Origin of the sequence: Streptomyces sp. CS113 (assembly GCF_002188365.1) — a bacterium.
Lineage (GTDB): Bacteria > Actinomycetota > Actinomycetes > Streptomycetales > Streptomycetaceae > Streptomyces > Streptomyces tendae.
Genome location: NZ_KZ195574.1, coordinates 8545320 through 8561940, shown reverse-complemented (window position 1 = coordinate 8561940; position 16621 = coordinate 8545320). Strand labels below are relative to the sequence as shown.

Below are 16621 nucleotides of genomic sequence, written 5' to 3'. Positions count from 1 at the left end.
ACCCCGGTTCGGTGTGGCAGCCGCTCAGGTACTGGTCGAGCTCGAGCGAGGCGCGGGCAGGCACCGGCCCGCCCGGAGGGTTTGGAAGAACGGCGGGACCTGTGCCAGTCTGCGTGCCACTCCTCCAGAAGGGCTGACCCTGATGCTCGGCATGGTCGTCTGGGACCTCCGCTCGCGCGCTTCGACGCCAGAGCGGTAACGACTCCCTGCTTCACCGCACACGCCTGTCACCGCCGTTGTCCGGACAGGCGTGGCTTCGGTCTGCTCCTCGTCGAAGTGCTCTTCGTGCCCCCTTGCACGTTCGACCACGAGGAGTACGTGGTGTCCATCATCCGCTGGACCGAAGACCGCACACCCCAGTCCGCCCGGTGGCATTCCGAGAACGCCACCCCCCTGCCCAGGCGCACCGTCGTCGCCGACGACCGGTCGAGGGCCGACGACGCCTACCGTCTGGCCTGCGAGGGAACAGCGCTGCTCTGGCGGGGCGACTTCCACAACGCCCGGCAACTCCTGCGCGCGATCGGCCGCCGCGTCGACCGCGGAGCGCCCGCGTCAGGTGCGTCCCCGAGCCATTCCTTCCACCTCCACCGGGGTCACAGCCGCCACCGCGCCCGAGTCCTCGGCAAGGTGTTGGTACTGCTGGAAGACGACTACACCCTGGCGCTGCGCCGGGCCCCCGATGTCCGCCGGGCATGTCTGGAGGCCTACGGTCCGCCGAAGGGGCGCACAGCGGTCTCGCTCAGGGAACTGCTGGGAGTGATCGGCGCCCACCAGTGGCGCGTAAGGGAATCGACGTGCCGGCGCTGGGCGCCCGCATCCACCCCCACTACGGTGTCTTCGCGCCGGTCAGGGGCGAGTACGTCGACCTGGTCGCCCGCGCACCGCTGCCGTCGGCGACCCGGCGGGGCCCCGCCACCAGTACGGCATTCGACCTCGGCACCGGCACGGGGGTCCTCGCCGCGGTGCTGGCCGGCCGCGGAATCAGCCGCGTCGTGGCCACCGACGTCAGCTCACGCGCCCTGATCTGCGCCAGGCAGAACATGGACCGGCTCGCGTTGGCCGACCGCGTCGAGGTGTCGGGTCCCGGTCTGTTCCCCGAGGGCCGTGCCGACCTCGTCGTGTGCAATCCGCCTTGGCTTCCCGCCCGGCCGACCGGCCCGATCGAGCAGGGCGTCTACGACCCGGACAGCACCATGCTCCGCGGCTTCCTCACCGGACTGGCCGGGCACCTGCGCCCGGGTGGGGAGGGCTGGCTGGTCCTGTCCGACCTCGCGGAGCACCTCGGCCTTCGCACACGGCGGCAGCTGCTCGACGCCGTGCACACGGCGGGCCTCCACGTAGTGGGCAGGATGGACACCAAGCCCCGGCACCCTCGTTCCCAGGACGCCACCGATCCGCTCCATGCGGCGCGCAGCGCGGAGACCACGTCCCTCTGGCGTCTGGCGGCACGACCGGCGAGCCGGGCAGCGGCGTCGACAGGGCGGGGCGTGTCGGGGGCGGGAAAGGCCGCGGGCCTCGGAGGGGTGTCGGAGATCTGTCGGCGGCGGGCGTGACCCGTCGGCGATATGTCGGTGGCGGCTGCGACCTTGGGCGGGTCGGTGCTCTTCCTGAGCACGCTTCGTCCAGAGCGCAAGGAGTCTGTCATCGTGTCTTCCGCATCCCGGAGCCGGGCGTGGGACGTGCACCGCCTGCCGTCCGCGCAGGGCAGGAGTTTCCTGGTCACCGGAGGCAACGCCGGGATCGGCTACTTCGCCGCGGAGCAGTTCGCCGCCACCGGCGCCGTCGTCGTACTGGGCAGCCGGGACCGCGCGAGGGCCGACGCCGCCATGGCCTCGATCCGCTCCCGCGTCCCCGGCGCGCGGGTGCGGCACCTCCCGCTGGACCTCGCCGACCTGGGGTCCCTCAGGACCGCCGTGGACAGGCTGGACCTCGATCGTCTCGACGCGGTGGTCCACAACGCGGGGGTCGCGCTCGACGACCCGCCGCGTCGTGAGACCGGGGACGGTCACGAGCTGATGTTCGGCACCAACCACCTCGGCCACTTCGCGCTGACCCAGTGGCTGGCCCCGCTGCTGTCCGCGGCGCCGACGGGCCGCGTCGTGACGGTGGGGAGCTTCGCGGCGCGGTCCGAGCGCCTGGACCTGGACGACCCGCAGTCGACCCGGGACTACCGGCCCAAGCGCACCTACGGCCGGTCGAAGCTGGCGCAGATGTGCTTCGGCTTCGAACTCGACCGCCGCCTGCGTGCCGTCGGCAGCACGGTGCTCAGCGTGGTGGCCCACCCCGGCGGCGCACTGGACTCCCTGACCCCGTCCCGCCCGCCGGTGTGCGTGACGACCTCCGGCGAACGGCTGCGCGCCGTGCCCGCCGGTCTCGTGGTGCAGGGCAAGGACGCCGGAGCGTGGCCCGTCGTCCGTGCCGTCCTCGACCCGGAGGTGCGGGGAGGGCAGCTGTGGGGGCCGCGGGTCTTCGGCCTGCGCGGCCTTCCGAAGCGTGAGGCCGTCCCGGCCCACATGGCCGATCCGGCTGTCGCTGCCCGCCTGTGGGCCGTCAGCGGTGAGCTGGTCGGCACCGACGACCCGCACCTCGGCTTCCGGTAGACGGCGGGCAGCGCCCCCGGCGGTCGTCCGGTGGCCGACCGCCTACGCGGTGGTGGCCGACGTGGTTCCGGCCCGCTCGATGCGGGCGACGATCTCCTCGGCCGCCTGGTCCAGTTCGGCATCGACGACGAGCCGGACGTGGCCCGACGGGTCGCGGTGGAAGGCGGTGACGCCGTCGTCGACGGTGACCGTACCGGGCTCGGTCCGGTACAGGTCGGGGCGGAGCATCGACAGGGCGGTGATCGGGTCGTGCGGGACGCTCCAGCCTTCGCCGGTGAAGCCGGTCCAGGCGTCGATCTCGCGGGCGAGCGCGACGCCGTACGGGCCGGCGGCGCGGATGCGTTCGATGCCGTCGCGGCCGATGCGGACCCGCCGGGTGGTCTCGATACCGGTGATCACGGTGGGGATGCCGGCGGCGAAGACGGCACGGGCGGCGGCGATGTCACTGACGATGTTGTGCTCGGGCTGGGCGTCCGGCCCGAAGTGACCGCCCATGAGGTAGAGCGTGCGGACGGCTTCGGCGAAGCCCGACGCGCGGGCGATGGCGCGGGCCAGGTTGGCCTGCGGGGCGTTGATGCCCCAGGACCAGGAGTCGGTCGGGGTCACCGGGCGGCCGCCCTCGAAGTACGGCTGCGGCGCCGTGCCCCAGGCGAACTCCTTCAGCCCGGCGAAGGAGCCCAGGTTCCACGGGCCGCCTACGAGGAACGGCACCTTGCCGGAGGTGAAGAAGGACGCCAGCTGGAACGAGGTGACGCCGCGCGGGGAGAGGCCGTCCGCGAACAGGTCGTGGTACCAGCGCATCGCCTTCACCCAGCCGTCCGTCGTGACGGCGGGCGAGAGCATGTCCTCGCCGGTGATGCCGGAGCCGCCGCCGAGGGACTCGACCAGCGGTTGCAGGCCGTAGTACGCGTCCGTCTGCTCCAGGATCAGGTGCGCTCACGGGGCTCACCCCACGGCGATCTCACGCGGCTCACCGCACGGCGGGCTCGCGCCGTGCGGTGAGCGGGCGGTTCCCCGGTTCCGGCGATCGCGGGAGCACTCGCGCGGGCGGCTCCGGTGCCGGCCCGGGCCGGCACGGAGGCCGTCAGTCGTCGAGCGCCTCCAGGACGTCGGCGAGGTCGACGAACTTGAACCCGGTGGCCTCCCGGTCGCCGTCCTCCGGAGCCGTGTGACCGTCCTGGACGACGAGCAGGCCGTTCGGGTACCTGCTGCCGAGGGGCTCGGCGAGCACGTCCGCGCCGTCGCACTCCTCGGAACCGTCCAGCGACCCGGACGCGGCACTCACCCGGAAGCCTCCCTCGTACTCGTAGCCGTCGGACCGTTCCCGGTCGTAGGCGACGAAGGTGTCGTCGCCCTGGCTGGAGGCGAGCAGGTAGCCGTCTCCGTCGTCCTGCTTCAGCAGGGTCAGGCCCTCGACGTCCGCTGCGACCCGGACACCGCCGAAACCGGGGTCGTCACCCGCCACGCACGCGTCGGTCGCCTCGTCGAAGGTGGCCGGCACGCCGTACTCGCGGACCTTGTCCTGAAGGACGGGAGTGCCCTTGAGATCGGCCGGCAGGCGCCAGATGCCCACGTCCTCCTGCCCGGCGAAGAGCGTGCGCGTCTCCGGGTCGACGACCATGCCCTCGACCTGCGGGCCCTCGCCGGGGGCGGCGCAGGGGGACCACTTCGTACCGTCGGGCATGGTGAAGGCGGCGGGCAGGTTCAGGGTGCGGACCTTCCGGTAGGACACCGTGCCCCGGCGCGTCGTGGTCAGCTCCAGCAGCGCGACGCGGGTGGTCGCGTTCTGGCTCACGAGCGCGTAGGACCTGCCGGTCGCGGAATCGGTGTACGTGGCCAGACCGTAGGCGGTGCTCTCCCCGTTGACCTCCTCCTGCGAGTCGGAGAAGATCCACGGCGCCGAGGCGTCCGTGACATCGGTGAGCGGGGCGTCCGACCGGGCACCGTCGACGCGGTAGATGCGCAGCTTGTCACTGCCACGGTCGCTGACGACCGCCAGGTCCGTGGCGCCGGGACCCAGGGACGCCCCGTGCACCAGGTCGACGTTGTTGAAGCGGCCGGGGGCGTCGTCCGCACCGGGCGCCGCGGGGGCGGGGACCGACTGCACCTGCCGGGCGTCGAGGTCGTAGACCCGCAGGCCGCCCTCCTTGGCCGTGGCGATGACCAGGCTCGCGTCCGGGTCGCTGGAGTCGCGCCAGATCGCCGGGTCGTCGGCGTTCGCGTTGCCGCCCGCGTCGTCGTCGAACAGCGCGGCGGTCTCGGCCCGGGGAACGACCTCGGGCGGTGCGGCGGGCGCCGCGGCCCGCGCCGAGGGTACGGCCGCGGCGGCCGCGGTCAACACCAGGGTCGCCGTCGCCGCGACGACACGGGAACGGCGGCTTGTGAACGCGTGCACGGGCTGTCTCCTTCGTCAGGGAGCGGCCGGGACCGACGTGCCTGCGACGCCGGATCGCGACCGCACCCACCACTGGGACGACGTCACATGATCGAGAACGCAGGCGGAGGGCGCGCGTCACCCCGGCGGCCCGCTGACGACGTGTACATGGCCGCGGGGTGAACCGGACGGCTCTGCCCTCCAGTCGACCGGCCGAGCCCGGGCCCATGGACGCCGGCTGTGCCAGTCGCGCCGTCCGCCCGGGTCCGCCGCACGGCCCATCCCCGGTGGTCCACCCCTTCTCCTGTGCCGAGACTGTTCGTCACTGCCCGCTGCGCCCCGCTGGAGGCCCGAGCCCCCATGGATGACCTCCCCGCGGCGCCCGACGCACGTGCCCGTCTGGAACTGAGAGCGATCAGGGAGCTGCTGAAGTCCCAGCGTCGACGCATCCGATCCCATGCCCGTGCCCACCCGTCCCCGTTCACGCAGCAGGGCCGGCCAGGCGTTCCGCCGGGCACCGGGCACCCCACGGGACCTGAGGTGCTCGACGCCCTTCCCGTGCCGGCCCTGCTGCTGACTCCCGTGTCCGGCGACGACGGGGACGTGGTCGAAGTCCACTGCACGAGCCACAACGCGGCAGCGGTCGCCTACGCGGCCGAGCGGTTCCCCGACAGCCCGGCCCCCCGGTGGTCGGGGCCGGTGTCGTTGTACGAGCGGTTTCCGTCCCTGTCCCGGACCCCCGTTCCCCGGATGATCAGCCGCGCGCACCACGACCGTGAAGTCCAGGGGCCCGAGGCCGTCGAGTGGGTCGTCGACGGAGCCTCGGGACCGGTGAGGCTCATCGCCGAGGTGCGCGTGAGTCCCTGCGGTGACCGACTGCTGCTCACCTGGGAACGCGGACACCACCTCCTCATGGCGGCCGCGGCGCAGCGGCTGGTGCGCACCTGCTGGGCGGAGTGGAACCTCGGAGACGACGGCGTCGAGCCCTCCCGAGGGTTCCGCCAGGCGCTCGGGCTGCCGGCGGACTCCCCCCTGCCCACCCTGTCCGACCTGGCCGGTGCCGCCACGCCCGACACCCTGCCGGGCCTGTACCAGATGCTCTACGAGGTCATCCTGCGCAAGCGGACGGCCGACTGTTCCCTGCGGCTGCGCCGGACGCCGGGCCGGATCACCCGCATGACCGCCGAGCCCGTACGGATCGCCCCCGGCGGTCTGGTCTGGGGAATCCGCGCCGTGTTCACCGACGTCACGGCCGAGCGGCTGCGCCGGAAGACGGCGGACCACGCCGAGCGGGAAGCACGCCGCCAGCGCCGGCACGCCGAGACACTCGGCGAGGTCGCGGAGGCCCTGCGCGAGGCGGTGCTCCCCCAGTTCCACGACGAGCTGGCCGCCTTCGGCCTCCAGGCGGCGGTCGTGTACCGGCCCGACGCCCGTGCGGCCGGAGTGGGAGGAGACTGGTACAAGGCCCGCAAGCTGCCCGACGGGCAGCTCCTCGTCGCGCTCGGCGACGCCCGGGGGCACGGACTGGCCGCGGTCACCCTGATGGCGAAACTGCGTTATGCGCTGGCCGGACTCGCCTACACGGAGCAACCCGTCGAGCAACTGACGTACTGGCTCAACGAGAGCGCCTGCGCGGACGGCATCGAGTCCACCGCCACCGCCGTCATCGCCCGGTACCACCCCGAGCAGTCGCTGCTGCGCTGGACGTGCGCCGGGCATCCCAACCCGGTGCTGCTCCGCGACGGACGCGCCACACCCCTGCCCTCCCCCGCCGGCGGACCGGGACTCCCCCTCGGTGTCCTGCCCGGCACGGCCTACGCCGCCGCCGCGGCGCCGCTCAGGACCGGGGACGTCGTCCTCATGTACTCGGACGGCCTGACCGAACGCCGCAACAGCGACCCGGACCAGGACACGCTGCGCTTCCTCGACGCCGCCGCGCTCTCCTTCCGGGCGACAGCCCCGGGCCCGGGCCGCGACGAGCTGCACCGCTACGCCGAAGACCTGGTGGCGCGCCTCGACGGCCCGCACCGCACCGACGACGCCACTCTCCTCGTCCTGCGGCGGACCACGCCACTGTGAGCGTGGCGCGCCGACTCCTTCAGTCCCGCACCTTCCCGGAGTCCTGACCTCCCGCAGAGGCGGCCGCGCGGTCCCGTAGCGCGTCTGCCGGATCCCAGCCGCGGCGGGGAACCGAGTCCAGCAGCGCCCGGGTGTACTCGTCCTCGGGTGCGGTCAGCAGTCGCTTCGTGGGGCCCTGTTCGACGACGGTGCCGCGCCGCATCACCACCGTCTCGTCGGTGACGTGCTGGACCACGGCGAGGTCGTGGCTGATGAAGACGAGGGCCAGACCGGTGTCCTGCCGGATGTCGACGAGCAGGCGCAGGATCTGCGACTGGATGGACACGTCCAGCGCGGCCACCGCCTCGTCCAGGACGAGGACCCGCGGGTTCACGGCCAGGGCCCGTGCGATGGCCAGCCGCTGCTGCTGCCCGCCCGACATCTCGTGCGGGCGGGCGGCGGCCTCGCGGGGGCCGAGGCCGACCCGGTCCAGGAGTTCCCCGATCCGTGCGTCCGCGTCGGCCGCGCCGTGCAGGCTCAGCGAGGTGGCCAGGCACTGGCGTGCGGTCAGCCGGGGGTCGAGTGAGAGGTACGGGTCCTGGAAGACCATCTGGATCTCCCGGGCCCGGGCGAGCCGGGCGGCGCGGCCGCGGCTTCGGCCCGCCGTCCGGTCCCGCCCGTCGACGCAGATCGTTCCCGCGTCGGGCCGGACGAGTCCGACGAGCATGCGGGCGACGGTCGTCTTGCCGGAGCCCGACTCGCCGACGATGCCGACGGACCCGCCCGTCGGCAGGGTGAACGACACGTCGTCCGCGGCGACCAGACTGTCCCCGCCGGGGAGTCGGTAGGTCTTGCGCAGCCCGTCGGCGACGAGCAGCGGCGGGGCCGGGGGTACGGCTTTCGGGCTGGTCACGGGTTGTTCCTCGCAGTCGCTCCGGCGGTGGCTGCCGCCGCTTCGGGCAGTCGGCGGCAGGCGGCCTCGCCGCCGTCGGGAAGTTCGGTCGCCTGTGGGGTCCACGCCTCGCAGGCGGGCTCGGCCTGCGGGCACCGCGCGGCGAACGGACAGCCGTCGGCTCCGTCCGCGAGCGACGGGGGCCGGCCGGGGATGGGCCGCAGGGGGCGGGAGACGCCGAGTTCGGGTGAGCAGTCGAGCAGTCCGCGGGTGTAGGGGTGGCGGGCGTGGTCGAAGAGGCTGTGCCCCGGCCGGTGTTCCACGATGCGGCCCGCGTACATGACGTACACGCGGTCGCAGTACGCGGCGGCCAGGTGCAGGTCGTGGGTGATGAACAGCATGCCGGTCTCGTGCCGTCGCCCCAGGTCGCGCAGCAGGGCGAGGATCTCCGCCTGGGTGGTGACGTCCAGGGCGCTGGTGGACTCGTCGGCCAGGATCAGGTCGGGGCCGGCGGCCAGTGCGCCGGCGATGACGACGCGCTGGAGCATGCCGCCGGACATCTCGTGCGGGTACTGGCGCAGGCGCCGTGCCGGATCGTTCAGGCCGACGCTGTCGAGGAGTTCGACGGCGCGTTCGCGGGCGGTGCGGCGGTCGTGGCCGCCGGTGTGCACGAGGCGTTCGACGAGGAAGTCGCCGACACGGTGGACGGGGTTGAGGGCCGAGCGCGGGTTCTGGTGGATCATCGCCACGCGCCGGGCCCGGTGCTCGCGCAGCGCGGTGCCGGGCATCGTCAGTACGTCGGTTCCGGCGACCGCCACCCGCCCGTGCGCCGCGGCGTCGTCGGGCAGCACGCGCAGTACGGCCTTGGCGGTGGTGGACTTGCCGGAGCCGGATTCGCCGACGAGGCCGACGACTTCGCCCGCGGCGACGCGCAGGGACACGTCGGCGAGCAGTGGCCGGGCGGTGCCGGGCAGGTGGACGGTGAGTCGGTCGATGTCGAGCAGCACGGGGTGGCTACCTCCTGGTTCCGAGCCGGTCGGCGAGGTGCACCCCGGCGACGTTGAAGGCCACGACGACGGCGGCGATGGCGGTGCCGGGCACCAGCGCGGGCAGCAGCGCGCCCTGCACGATGGCCGACTGCCCCTCCTGCACCATCAGTCCCCAGTCGGAGCTGGGCGGCTGGGTGCCGAAGCCGAGGTAGCTGAGGGTGGCCAGGCTCATCAGTGCCTCGCCGAAGAGGACCACCAGGTATCCGGCGATCGACCGGGCGAGGTTGGGCACGAGGTGGCGTACGCAGATCCGTGCGCCGCCCATGCCCTGCACCCGGTAGGCGTCGACGTAGGGCTTGGCGCGCTCGGCCAGGGCCACGCTGCGGGTGTACTTGGCGATGGTGGGCGCGAAGGCGAGGCCGAGGCCGAGCACCGAGGTGGTCATGCCGGTGCCGAAGACGGCGATGATCAGTACGACGAACAGCAGCCCGGGGAACGCGTACATCACGTCGGTCAGCCGGGAGACGAAGGCGTCGATCCAGCCGCCGCGCCAGGCGGCCAGGGTGCCCAGGCTCACCCCGATGACGGCGGCGAGCGCCAGCAGCAGCACGGGAGCGACGAGACTGGTGCGGGCGCCGTACAGCACCCGGGAGAGCAGGTCCTGGCCGGAGGCGTCGGTGCCGAGCAGGTGCTCGCCGCCGGTGCCGACCAGGGAGGACGACAGGTCGACGGCGTCGGGGGCGTACGGCGCGAGCAGCGGGGCGCACACGGCGGCGAGGACGACCAGGGCGAGGAAGCCGGCGGCGACGAGCGCGGCGACCGGGCGCCGGGGGCGCCGTACGGTCCGGGGCGGTGCGGGGGCGTCGGCGGGTACGGCGGTCATGCGGCGCTCCTTGCGGCCTTCAGGCGCGGGTCGAGCAGCGGGTGTGCGAGGTCCACCAGGGTGGTGACCACGACGTAGCAGGTGACCATGAGCAGCAGGACTGCCTGGGCGACGGGGAAGTCGTGGCTGTTGATGGCGCCGACGAGCAGGGAGCCGATGCCGCTGAGGCCGAAGACGGTCTCGATGGCCACGGTCCCGGCGAGCATGCCGGCGGTGACCAGGCCGCACATGGTGACGATCGGGCCGAGGGCGTTGCGCAGCACGTGGCGTCGGACGATCTCGCGTTCGGGCAGGCCCGAGGAGCGGGCCACGGCGACGTGGTCGGCTCCGTCGGCGTCGACGACGGCCTGCCGGGTGACCCGGCTGACGACCGCCAGCGCGCCCAGGGCCATGGCGGTGGCGGGCAGGGTGAGGTGGTGCAGGGTGCCGACGAGTCCTTCTCCGCTGCCGGTGACGGGGAACCAGCCCAGTTGCACGCCGAACAGCGCGACCAGGGCGATGCCGCCGACGAAGGAGGGCACGGACGCGGCGAGGGTGGTGGCGCCGACGACGGCCGAGTCGATCCAGCGGCCCCGGTTGAGTGCGGCGAGCGCGCCGGCGCTCACGCCGAGGACCACGAAGAGGACGGTGGCGTAGGCGACGAGTTCCAGGGTGGTGGGGAAGCGGGCGGCCAGGAGGTCCGCGACCTCGTCGCCGTACTGGAAGGAGCGTCCCAGGTCCAGGTGGAGGCAGTCCCACAGCCACCGGCCGTACTGGACGACCAGCGGTTCGTCCAGGTGGTACTGCTCGCGGACGGCGGCCAGGCGCTCGGGCGTGAGGGTGTCGCGACCGCCCGCCAGGAAGACCGCGGGGTCGCCGGGGGCGGCGTAGATGGCCGCGAAGATGACGAACGACGAGGCGAGGAGGGTCGCGAGGAGGCCGGCGAGTCGTCTGCCGATACGGACGATCATGGCTCAGCCCTTCTTCGCGCCGAGCGACGCGGCCCACGGGTGGTACAGGTAGGCCATCGAGGCCGGCGGGCCGGTGAGCTGGTCGCTGAGGGCCAGGGCGGTGGGGGTCTGTGCCACGGGGATCCAGACGGCGGCGTCGGCGAAGCGGCGCTGGATGTCGACGACCAGGGCGGCTCGCTGGGCGTCGTCGAGCGTCCGCTTGGCCTGTTCGACCTTCTTGTCGTAGGCGGCGCTGTGGAAGCCGACCCAGTTGTTGGAGTCGCCGGACACTCCGTTGTCGTAGAAGCCGACGGGGTCGCTCTTGGAGATGTACCAGTCGGCGACGAGCACGTCGATGTCGGCGCGGGCGGACTTGTCGCCGTAGAACTCGCCGTACTCGGCGGAGGGCACGGTCTTGATCTGCGCCTTGAGTCCGATCTGCTGGAGGGCTGCGCGTACGCCGTTGGCGATGACGAGGCGTCCCTGGGTGCTGTCGGTGCCGATGACGATCGGTCCGTCCGGCTTGTGCTCGGCGTTCTGGACGAGCTTCTTGGCCCGGGCGATGTCGGCGGCGGTGGGTGAGGCGGGGGCGCCGGTCAGGTTCTCCTGGGCGGCGGAGAAGGCGGACTTCTCGTAGCCCCAGGCGCCGGAGCCGACGGGAGTGGCCCAGGGCTGGGCCAGGCCGCCGTAGCCGGACTCGGCTATGCCGGTGCGGTCGAGGCTCAGGGAGAGGGCCTTGCGGATGTCGGGGTCGGCCAGGCCGCCGCGCTCGGTGGGGATGAGGTCGAGGGTCGCGGTACTGGGCCCGAAGTGCAGGTCGATGCCCTTCTTGCCGTCGAGGGCGGCGGCCGTGCCGACGGAGTCGGTGTAGGCGCCGTCGGCGGCTCCGGTGCGCAGGGCGTTGACCATGGCGCTGTCCTCGGCCCAGCGGAAGACGACCTTCCCGGTCAGTGGCTTGTCGCCCCAGTAGTCGTCGTAGCGCTCCAGGGTGACGGAGTCGCCCGACTTCCAGGAGGCGAGCCGGTACGGGCCGCTGCACGCGTCGGCCTGGCCCGGTGTGCCGAAGTCCTTTCCTTGCTCCCGCACCCGCTGCTGCTGGTAGACGAGTCCGGCGTCGCCGGCGAGCGCCTTGGTGAACAGGGCGTCGGGCTCCTTGAACCTGATGGTGATCTGGTGGGCGCCGGTCTTCTTCATCGACGTCACGTTCTCGAACTCGTCGGCCTCGGACATGTCCGGGTCCGCGTGCCGGCGCAGGCTGAACAGTACGTCGTCGACGGTCATGGCGGTGCCGTCGTGGAAGGTGACACCCTGGCGCACGGTCAGGACCAGGGTCTTGGCGTCCGGCCGCCCGGCCTTCTCCACGAGCCACGGCCGTACGGTCATGTCGGGCTGCAACTGGTACAGGCGCTCGCACACGTTGGTGAGCACCGTGCGGCCCGCGCTGCCGCCCTGGGTGTCGAGGTCCAGGGAGTCGGGCTCGTCCTCCAGCAGCCAGTCGACGCTGTCCACCGCGCCGGTGGCCGCGGCCGTGGTCGGGGTGAGCTCCAGCTGGGTCACGTCACGGCCCGTGTCCCCGGACCGGCCGGTGTCGGCGCCGCTGCACGCGGTGGCGAGTACCGTCAGGCCCGCCATCCCGAGGGCGGCGATCGAGGTCTTCAACTTCATACGGTGGCTCCTGAGCGGGAAGGGTGGTGCGGAGACTTCTCGTTTCTGCGGGGGTGGGGCTCCCGGTGACCTGCGGTCCGGTCTAACGGGGGGCGTGGGGGCCGTCGTAGAGGTTCCAGGGCAGGTGCTGGTAGTCGCGGTCGCAGGGGGTTCCTGCGGTGACGTGGTAGTCGCCGGAGGTCAGGTCGACGCAGGAGGAGACGAGGGTCTGCCACTGCCGTACGGGCGACCTGCGCGGGTCGGGGTGCGTGCACAGGGACTCGGGGAAGCCGAGGTGGTCCGACATGGCGTGCTGGATGGTCTTGCGGGACTCGTCGGGGCCCGTGGAGTCGCGCAGCCGCCGCAGGCCCTGCTCGGCGCGGGGCACCCGGACCAGGGAGTCGGCGGCCAGCGGCCGGTAGTCGGCGGCGAGGGCGGCGGGGATGCCGGCCTGGTAGTGGTTGCCGTGCACCAGCAGGCCGTCGGTGGGATACATCCAGCGGTGTCCGGCCGGGGTGGTCTCCACGTCGATGGCGAAGCCCTCCCGGCAGGTGAGCAGCGCGTTCCCGGCGATGTGGGCGCGGGTCCGGCTCAGCACGCGCAGGGCGTCACTGATGGTGGACTGGTCCAGCACGCTGCGGCGGATCACCGTCTGCGGCAGGCCGACGGTGTCGTCGAAGCGTCCGCCCAGTCCGTTGGCGTTGAGCGCGATGCCGGCCGAGTTGGCGCCCTGGCGGCCGATCTGTCCGGCCTCCACCTGCATGACCAGGGTCGGCTTCGGGGGCTGGACGACACGCAGCATCACGACGGTGCCGGCCACCGCGGCCCGCCAGTCCCAGTTCTGTCCCGCCCACACGTGGCCGTCGCCGCTCGCCGGTCCGTGCACCGCGAAGGAGGTGCAGCCCTCGGCGGCCTCCTCGTCCTCGGGCAGCCGGCTGAAGGTGGAGTCGTAGATGACCTCGCCGCGCGCGTTGAGCGCCAGTATGTCGAGCAGGCCGACACCTGCTCCGTCGGCTATCCCCTGCATCTCCTCGACCAGTTCGGGTGCGTGCTCGCGCACCGGCTCGAGCCACAGCTGGGCGCGGGCCGTGACCTGGTCCCAGGGCAGACCGGACGCCTCTCCGAAGGCTTCGGTGTAGTAGGCGATGGCCTCACCGATGCGGGAGCGCACCGCTTCGCCGTACTGCCGCCCGCGTTCTTCCGGTGTCCCGGAGATCTCTATGACCGGCAGGGGGGCGTGGTGCATGACAGGGCTCCTCGGGGGGCAATGGTGTTGTAACATCCATTCCAAAGATGAACATCATTGGAACAAGTTGCTCAGAGCGTAACCACGAAACCGAGGAAGTCAAGAGGCGTAATGGACGTTCCAGAGGCCGGCAGTGTGGGTCCGGGCGGGTTGGCCCGGCTGCGGACCGCGATCCGAGATCTGTGGGAGGAACTCTCCACGTCCGAGCGCACCGTCGCCCAGTACCTCGCGAGTGCGCCCGCGGAGCAGATCATGTTCGCCAGCGCCCAGCAGTTGGGCACCGCCAGCGGTACCAGCAATGCCACCGTCGTCCGCACCCTCCAGCACTTGGGTTACGCCGGACTCCCGGCCCTCAAGAGGGAACTCGCCGCGGACTTCACCGCATCACAGGCGCCCGAGGTCCGCCTCAGGCAGCGCATCTCCCACGTGGGCCAGGACCTGGAGAGCATCTGGGGCGACGTGTTCGACGAGGCGCAGGAACGCATCGAGCAGGCCAGACGCCTGACCAGTACCAAGTCCTTCGAACGGGCCGTCGAAGCACTGGCCTCGGCCCGCGAGGTGCTCTGTTACGGCGTCGCCGCGTGCGAGGTCGGGGCCCGCCACCTCACCCTGTCCCTGGGCCGGCTGGGGCGCCGCTCCCGGTTCAGCGGAGCCACCGGCTTCGCCTTCGCCGACGATCTGCTGCCGCTGTGCCAAGGCGACGCGGTGGTCATCTTCCAGCCGGCCCGGCACCTGCACGAACTGACCGTGCTGGTGGAGCGGGCGCGAGCGGTGGGGGCCGCCATCGTCCTGATCACCGACGAACTCGGCGAGCCCTTCGGCGACCGCGTCGACGCGGTACTCACCGCGCCGCACACCCCCACCGGCAACACCAACGAGTCCCTGACCGGGCTCCTGGTCGCCGACGCCCTGCTGCTGGCGATAACCACCCTGGACGAGACGCGCGCCGTCGAGCACTCGCATCAACTGACGGCCCTGCGGGAGCGGTTGGTGCCACCCCATCGGTGACGCGAAGGAGCCGACGGCCCCCCTGGGCGGCCGTCGGCTCCTCGGGCCGGGGGCGTCGGCGCCCCCGGGGTCAGGTCAGTTCTCGTTCACCAGATCGTGCGCCGGCACGGTCACGGTCCGGGCGTCGGGCTTGCCGCCGAGCACGATCTTCCGCAGCGCGCTGTTGTTGTCGACGCTGGTCTCCTTGAGCCGCTTCTCGGGGTTGGCCAGCACCTGGATGTAGTACGTGCCGTTGGGGACGTCCGTGATGTCGAAGGACTGGCCCGGCAGGTCCTGGGAGTACGTGTCACCGGACCCGACGTCGAGCACCTCGCGGACGGAGATGGAGTTCTCCTCGCCGCAGGCGGTGGCCAGGTCGGTGTTGTACGGGTGCCAGTTGGCGTTCTTCACCGTGTAGTCGATCGCGTCGGTGTTGGCCAGGCAGAAGGCCTCCTTGCCGCTGCGCACGGCCTCCTTCTTGTCCGCCTTCAGCAGCCGGTAGCTGGCGAAGTCGGTGAAGTGCCAGTGCACGTGCCCCGGACGCGGGTCCCACTCCATGGTGCCGGTCGGGGTGTAGCCGACCTGCTTGCCCTTGGCGTCGTAGAAGTACTGGTAGGCGTCCATCTTGGCCTTGCCGGGCGACCGGAAGCCGTCCACCACCAGTTGCGCCGGACCGGCGTTCCACACGTTGGCGCTGAAGGCCAGGTAGTCCTTGCCGGGGATGTCCTTCTCCCCGTCGGTGACGACGATGCCGTAGGCCGGCAGCGAGCGCAGGTCGGGCTTGGGGACGTCCGGTACGGAGGGCTTGCCGGCGGGTCGCTTCGCCAGTGGCTGGAGCGCCGGGGCCTTGCGCGAGCCGTCGGTCTGGCCGCCCTTGTCGCCGACCGGCATGGAGCGGGCGGCCTGCTTCTTCTTCAGCGCCCACGGCAGGGCGGGCGGCGCCGCCTTGAGGGGTCCGTGGCCCACGTTGTACGAGGGGCCCGCTCCGCTGGTGGCCGGCGCCGCCGCCTCGGCGGGAGTCGGGGCGTGCCCCGGCCCGTGACCCGCGTGCGCGGCCGGAGCCTGCTGGGCGGTTGCGTGGCCGGCGTGCTCACCCGCCGTCGCGGACCGGGCCGCGGGCGCCCCTGCGGCACCTTCGTCGTCCTCGTAACTCCGTTCCACCACGGTTACCTTGACGGTCGCGGGCTTGTTCGCGATGCCGAACAGGTCGCGGTACTTCTTGGCGACCGAGACCTTGGCGGTGTAGGTCCCGGGCGCCAGCGTGGCGGGCTCGGTGTAGGAACCCGCGTAGGTGTTGGCCGCCCAGCCCTTCTCGACGCCCCAGACCGAACCGAGGGTGAACGGGTTGGTGGGGCAGCTCTCCGGATACTTGGAGGTGGCGGGGGCGTCGGGGCGCACCCGGCCGCTGGCGTTGTTCGGGCAGAAGTCCTCGGTCCGGCTGAGGACCTTCTTGCCCGCCTTGTCGGTGACCGTGACCTCCGCGAAGCCGGGCAGTCCGGAGAAGTCCTTCACCGTGCCCTTGGGCAGCGTCTTGGCCTTCGTCTTGCCGCCCTCGTACACGGTCTGGGTGATGGTCACCGGGTCCTTGTAGGACGTGCGGGTCACCTTCAGCTCCAGCGGCCTGCCCTCGGCGGTGAGGTAGGTGCCGAGGTCGAGGTAGACGCCCGGGTCCTCCTTCCAGGAGGTGAGCGTCAGTGAGTTGGTCGCGGCGATGAGGCTCAGCTTGGGTCCGGTCGCCGCCTTCGCCGGCTCCGCGGTCGCGGCCACGAGTCCGGCGGTCACGGCCATGGCGGCGACCGCCGTGGTGCCTGCGAGCAGTGGACGCCGCAGCCGGGTGGTGCGCGTTCTGGTCATCTGTCCCTCGTCCTTCAGGTGCTGGGGGGTGCGGTGGGAAGGAAGCAGACGGGCACATGCTGTGCCCGCGCTGTGAGAGGGAGCGGTCGGATGCCCGGTTGTCCAGAAGGCGGAAACCGGGAGGAGGTTGGCCGGATCGCTGCGTTGTGGATGAAATCAGGCTGA

General features: G+C 72.3%; 12 protein-coding genes and 1 pseudogene. 4 read left to right on the top strand and 9 right to left on the bottom strand.

The genetic code is table 11. The features are described from left to right. Nucleotides 1–321 precede the first annotated feature (321 nt). Together B9W62_RS38695 and B9W62_RS38690 are read left to right on the top strand one after the other, a co-directional pair. Nucleotides 322–1553: pseudogene (locus tag B9W62_RS38695) on the top strand (methyltransferase). Between the two features lie 93 nt (nt 1554–1646). Further along, nucleotides 1647–2600 carry an SDR family NAD(P)-dependent oxidoreductase gene (locus tag B9W62_RS38690; protein WP_179235887.1) on the top strand — a complete coding sequence of 318 codons (954 nt, stop codon included), beginning with the start codon at nt 1647–1649 and terminating at the stop codon, nt 2598–2600. A gap of 42 nt (nt 2601–2642) precedes the next feature. On the opposite strand, the gene B9W62_RS38685 is transcribed toward B9W62_RS38690, so the two are convergent. After that, nucleotides 2643–3443: a nucleoside hydrolase gene (locus B9W62_RS38685; RefSeq protein ID WP_087811561.1), complete on the bottom strand. Its 801-nt coding sequence runs from the start codon at nt 3441–3443 to the stop codon at nt 2643–2645. Between the two features lie 241 nt (nt 3444–3684). Then, nucleotides 3685–4995, bottom strand: coding sequence for a phytase (locus B9W62_RS38680; protein WP_087811560.1), 1311 nt, complete (start codon nt 4993–4995; stop codon nt 3685–3687). Between the two features lie 519 nt (nt 4996–5514). On the opposite strand from B9W62_RS38680, the gene B9W62_RS38675 reads away from it, so the two are divergent. Beyond that, nucleotides 5515–7053, top strand: a complete 1539-nt coding sequence (locus B9W62_RS38675; RefSeq protein WP_256976731.1) for a PP2C family protein-serine/threonine phosphatase — start codon at nt 5515–5517, stop codon at nt 7051–7053. A 19-nt stretch (nt 7054–7072) separates the two neighbouring features. On the opposite strand, the gene B9W62_RS38670 is transcribed toward B9W62_RS38675, so the two are convergent. From B9W62_RS38670 to B9W62_RS38645, 6 genes are all read right to left on the bottom strand, one after another. Further along, a complete protein-coding gene (locus B9W62_RS38670) occupies nt 7073–7945 on the bottom strand; it encodes an ABC transporter ATP-binding protein (RefSeq protein WP_087811558.1) in 873 nt (290 codons plus the stop codon). Continuing rightward, nucleotides 7942–8931 (bottom strand): ABC transporter ATP-binding protein, encoded by a 990-nt coding sequence (locus tag B9W62_RS38665; protein ID WP_087811557.1) that lies wholly within the window; start codon nt 8929–8931, stop codon nt 7942–7944. Before B9W62_RS38665 ends, B9W62_RS38670 begins: the two co-directional genes overlap by 4 nt. Nucleotides 8932–8938: 7 nt before the next feature. Next, the gene (locus B9W62_RS38660; protein WP_087811556.1) at nt 8939–9796 is read right to left on the bottom strand and encodes an ABC transporter permease; all 858 of its coding nucleotides are present in this window, start codon (nt 9794–9796) and stop codon (nt 8939–8941) included. After that, a complete protein-coding gene (locus B9W62_RS38655; protein WP_087811555.1) occupies nt 9793–10746 on the bottom strand; it encodes an ABC transporter permease in 954 nt (317 codons plus the stop codon). The genes B9W62_RS38660 and B9W62_RS38655 overlap by 4 nt, the downstream gene beginning before the upstream one ends. Before the next feature lie 3 nt (nt 10747–10749). Next, nucleotides 10750–12390 carry an ABC transporter substrate-binding protein gene (locus tag B9W62_RS38650; RefSeq protein ID WP_087811554.1) on the bottom strand — a complete coding sequence of 547 codons (1641 nt, stop codon included), beginning with the start codon at nt 12388–12390 and terminating at the stop codon, nt 10750–10752. Between the two features lie 82 nt (nt 12391–12472). Then, nucleotides 12473–13615, bottom strand: a complete 1143-nt coding sequence (locus B9W62_RS38645; RefSeq protein WP_087811553.1) for a C45 family autoproteolytic acyltransferase/hydrolase — start codon at nt 13613–13615, stop codon at nt 12473–12475. A gap of 111 nt (nt 13616–13726) precedes the next feature. Here B9W62_RS38645 and B9W62_RS38640 point away from each other — a divergent pair, with 111 nt between their 5' ends. Next, nucleotides 13727–14623, top strand: a complete 897-nt coding sequence (locus tag B9W62_RS38640) for a MurR/RpiR family transcriptional regulator (protein ID WP_087811552.1) — start codon at nt 13727–13729, stop codon at nt 14621–14623. A gap of 75 nt (nt 14624–14698) precedes the next feature. Here the strand turns inward: B9W62_RS38640 and B9W62_RS38635 are convergent, their stop codons facing one another. After that, nucleotides 14699–16456: a lysyl oxidase family protein gene (locus B9W62_RS38635; protein ID WP_087811551.1), complete on the bottom strand. Its 1758-nt coding sequence runs from the start codon at nt 16454–16456 to the stop codon at nt 14699–14701. Nucleotides 16457–16621 lie beyond the last annotated feature (165 nt).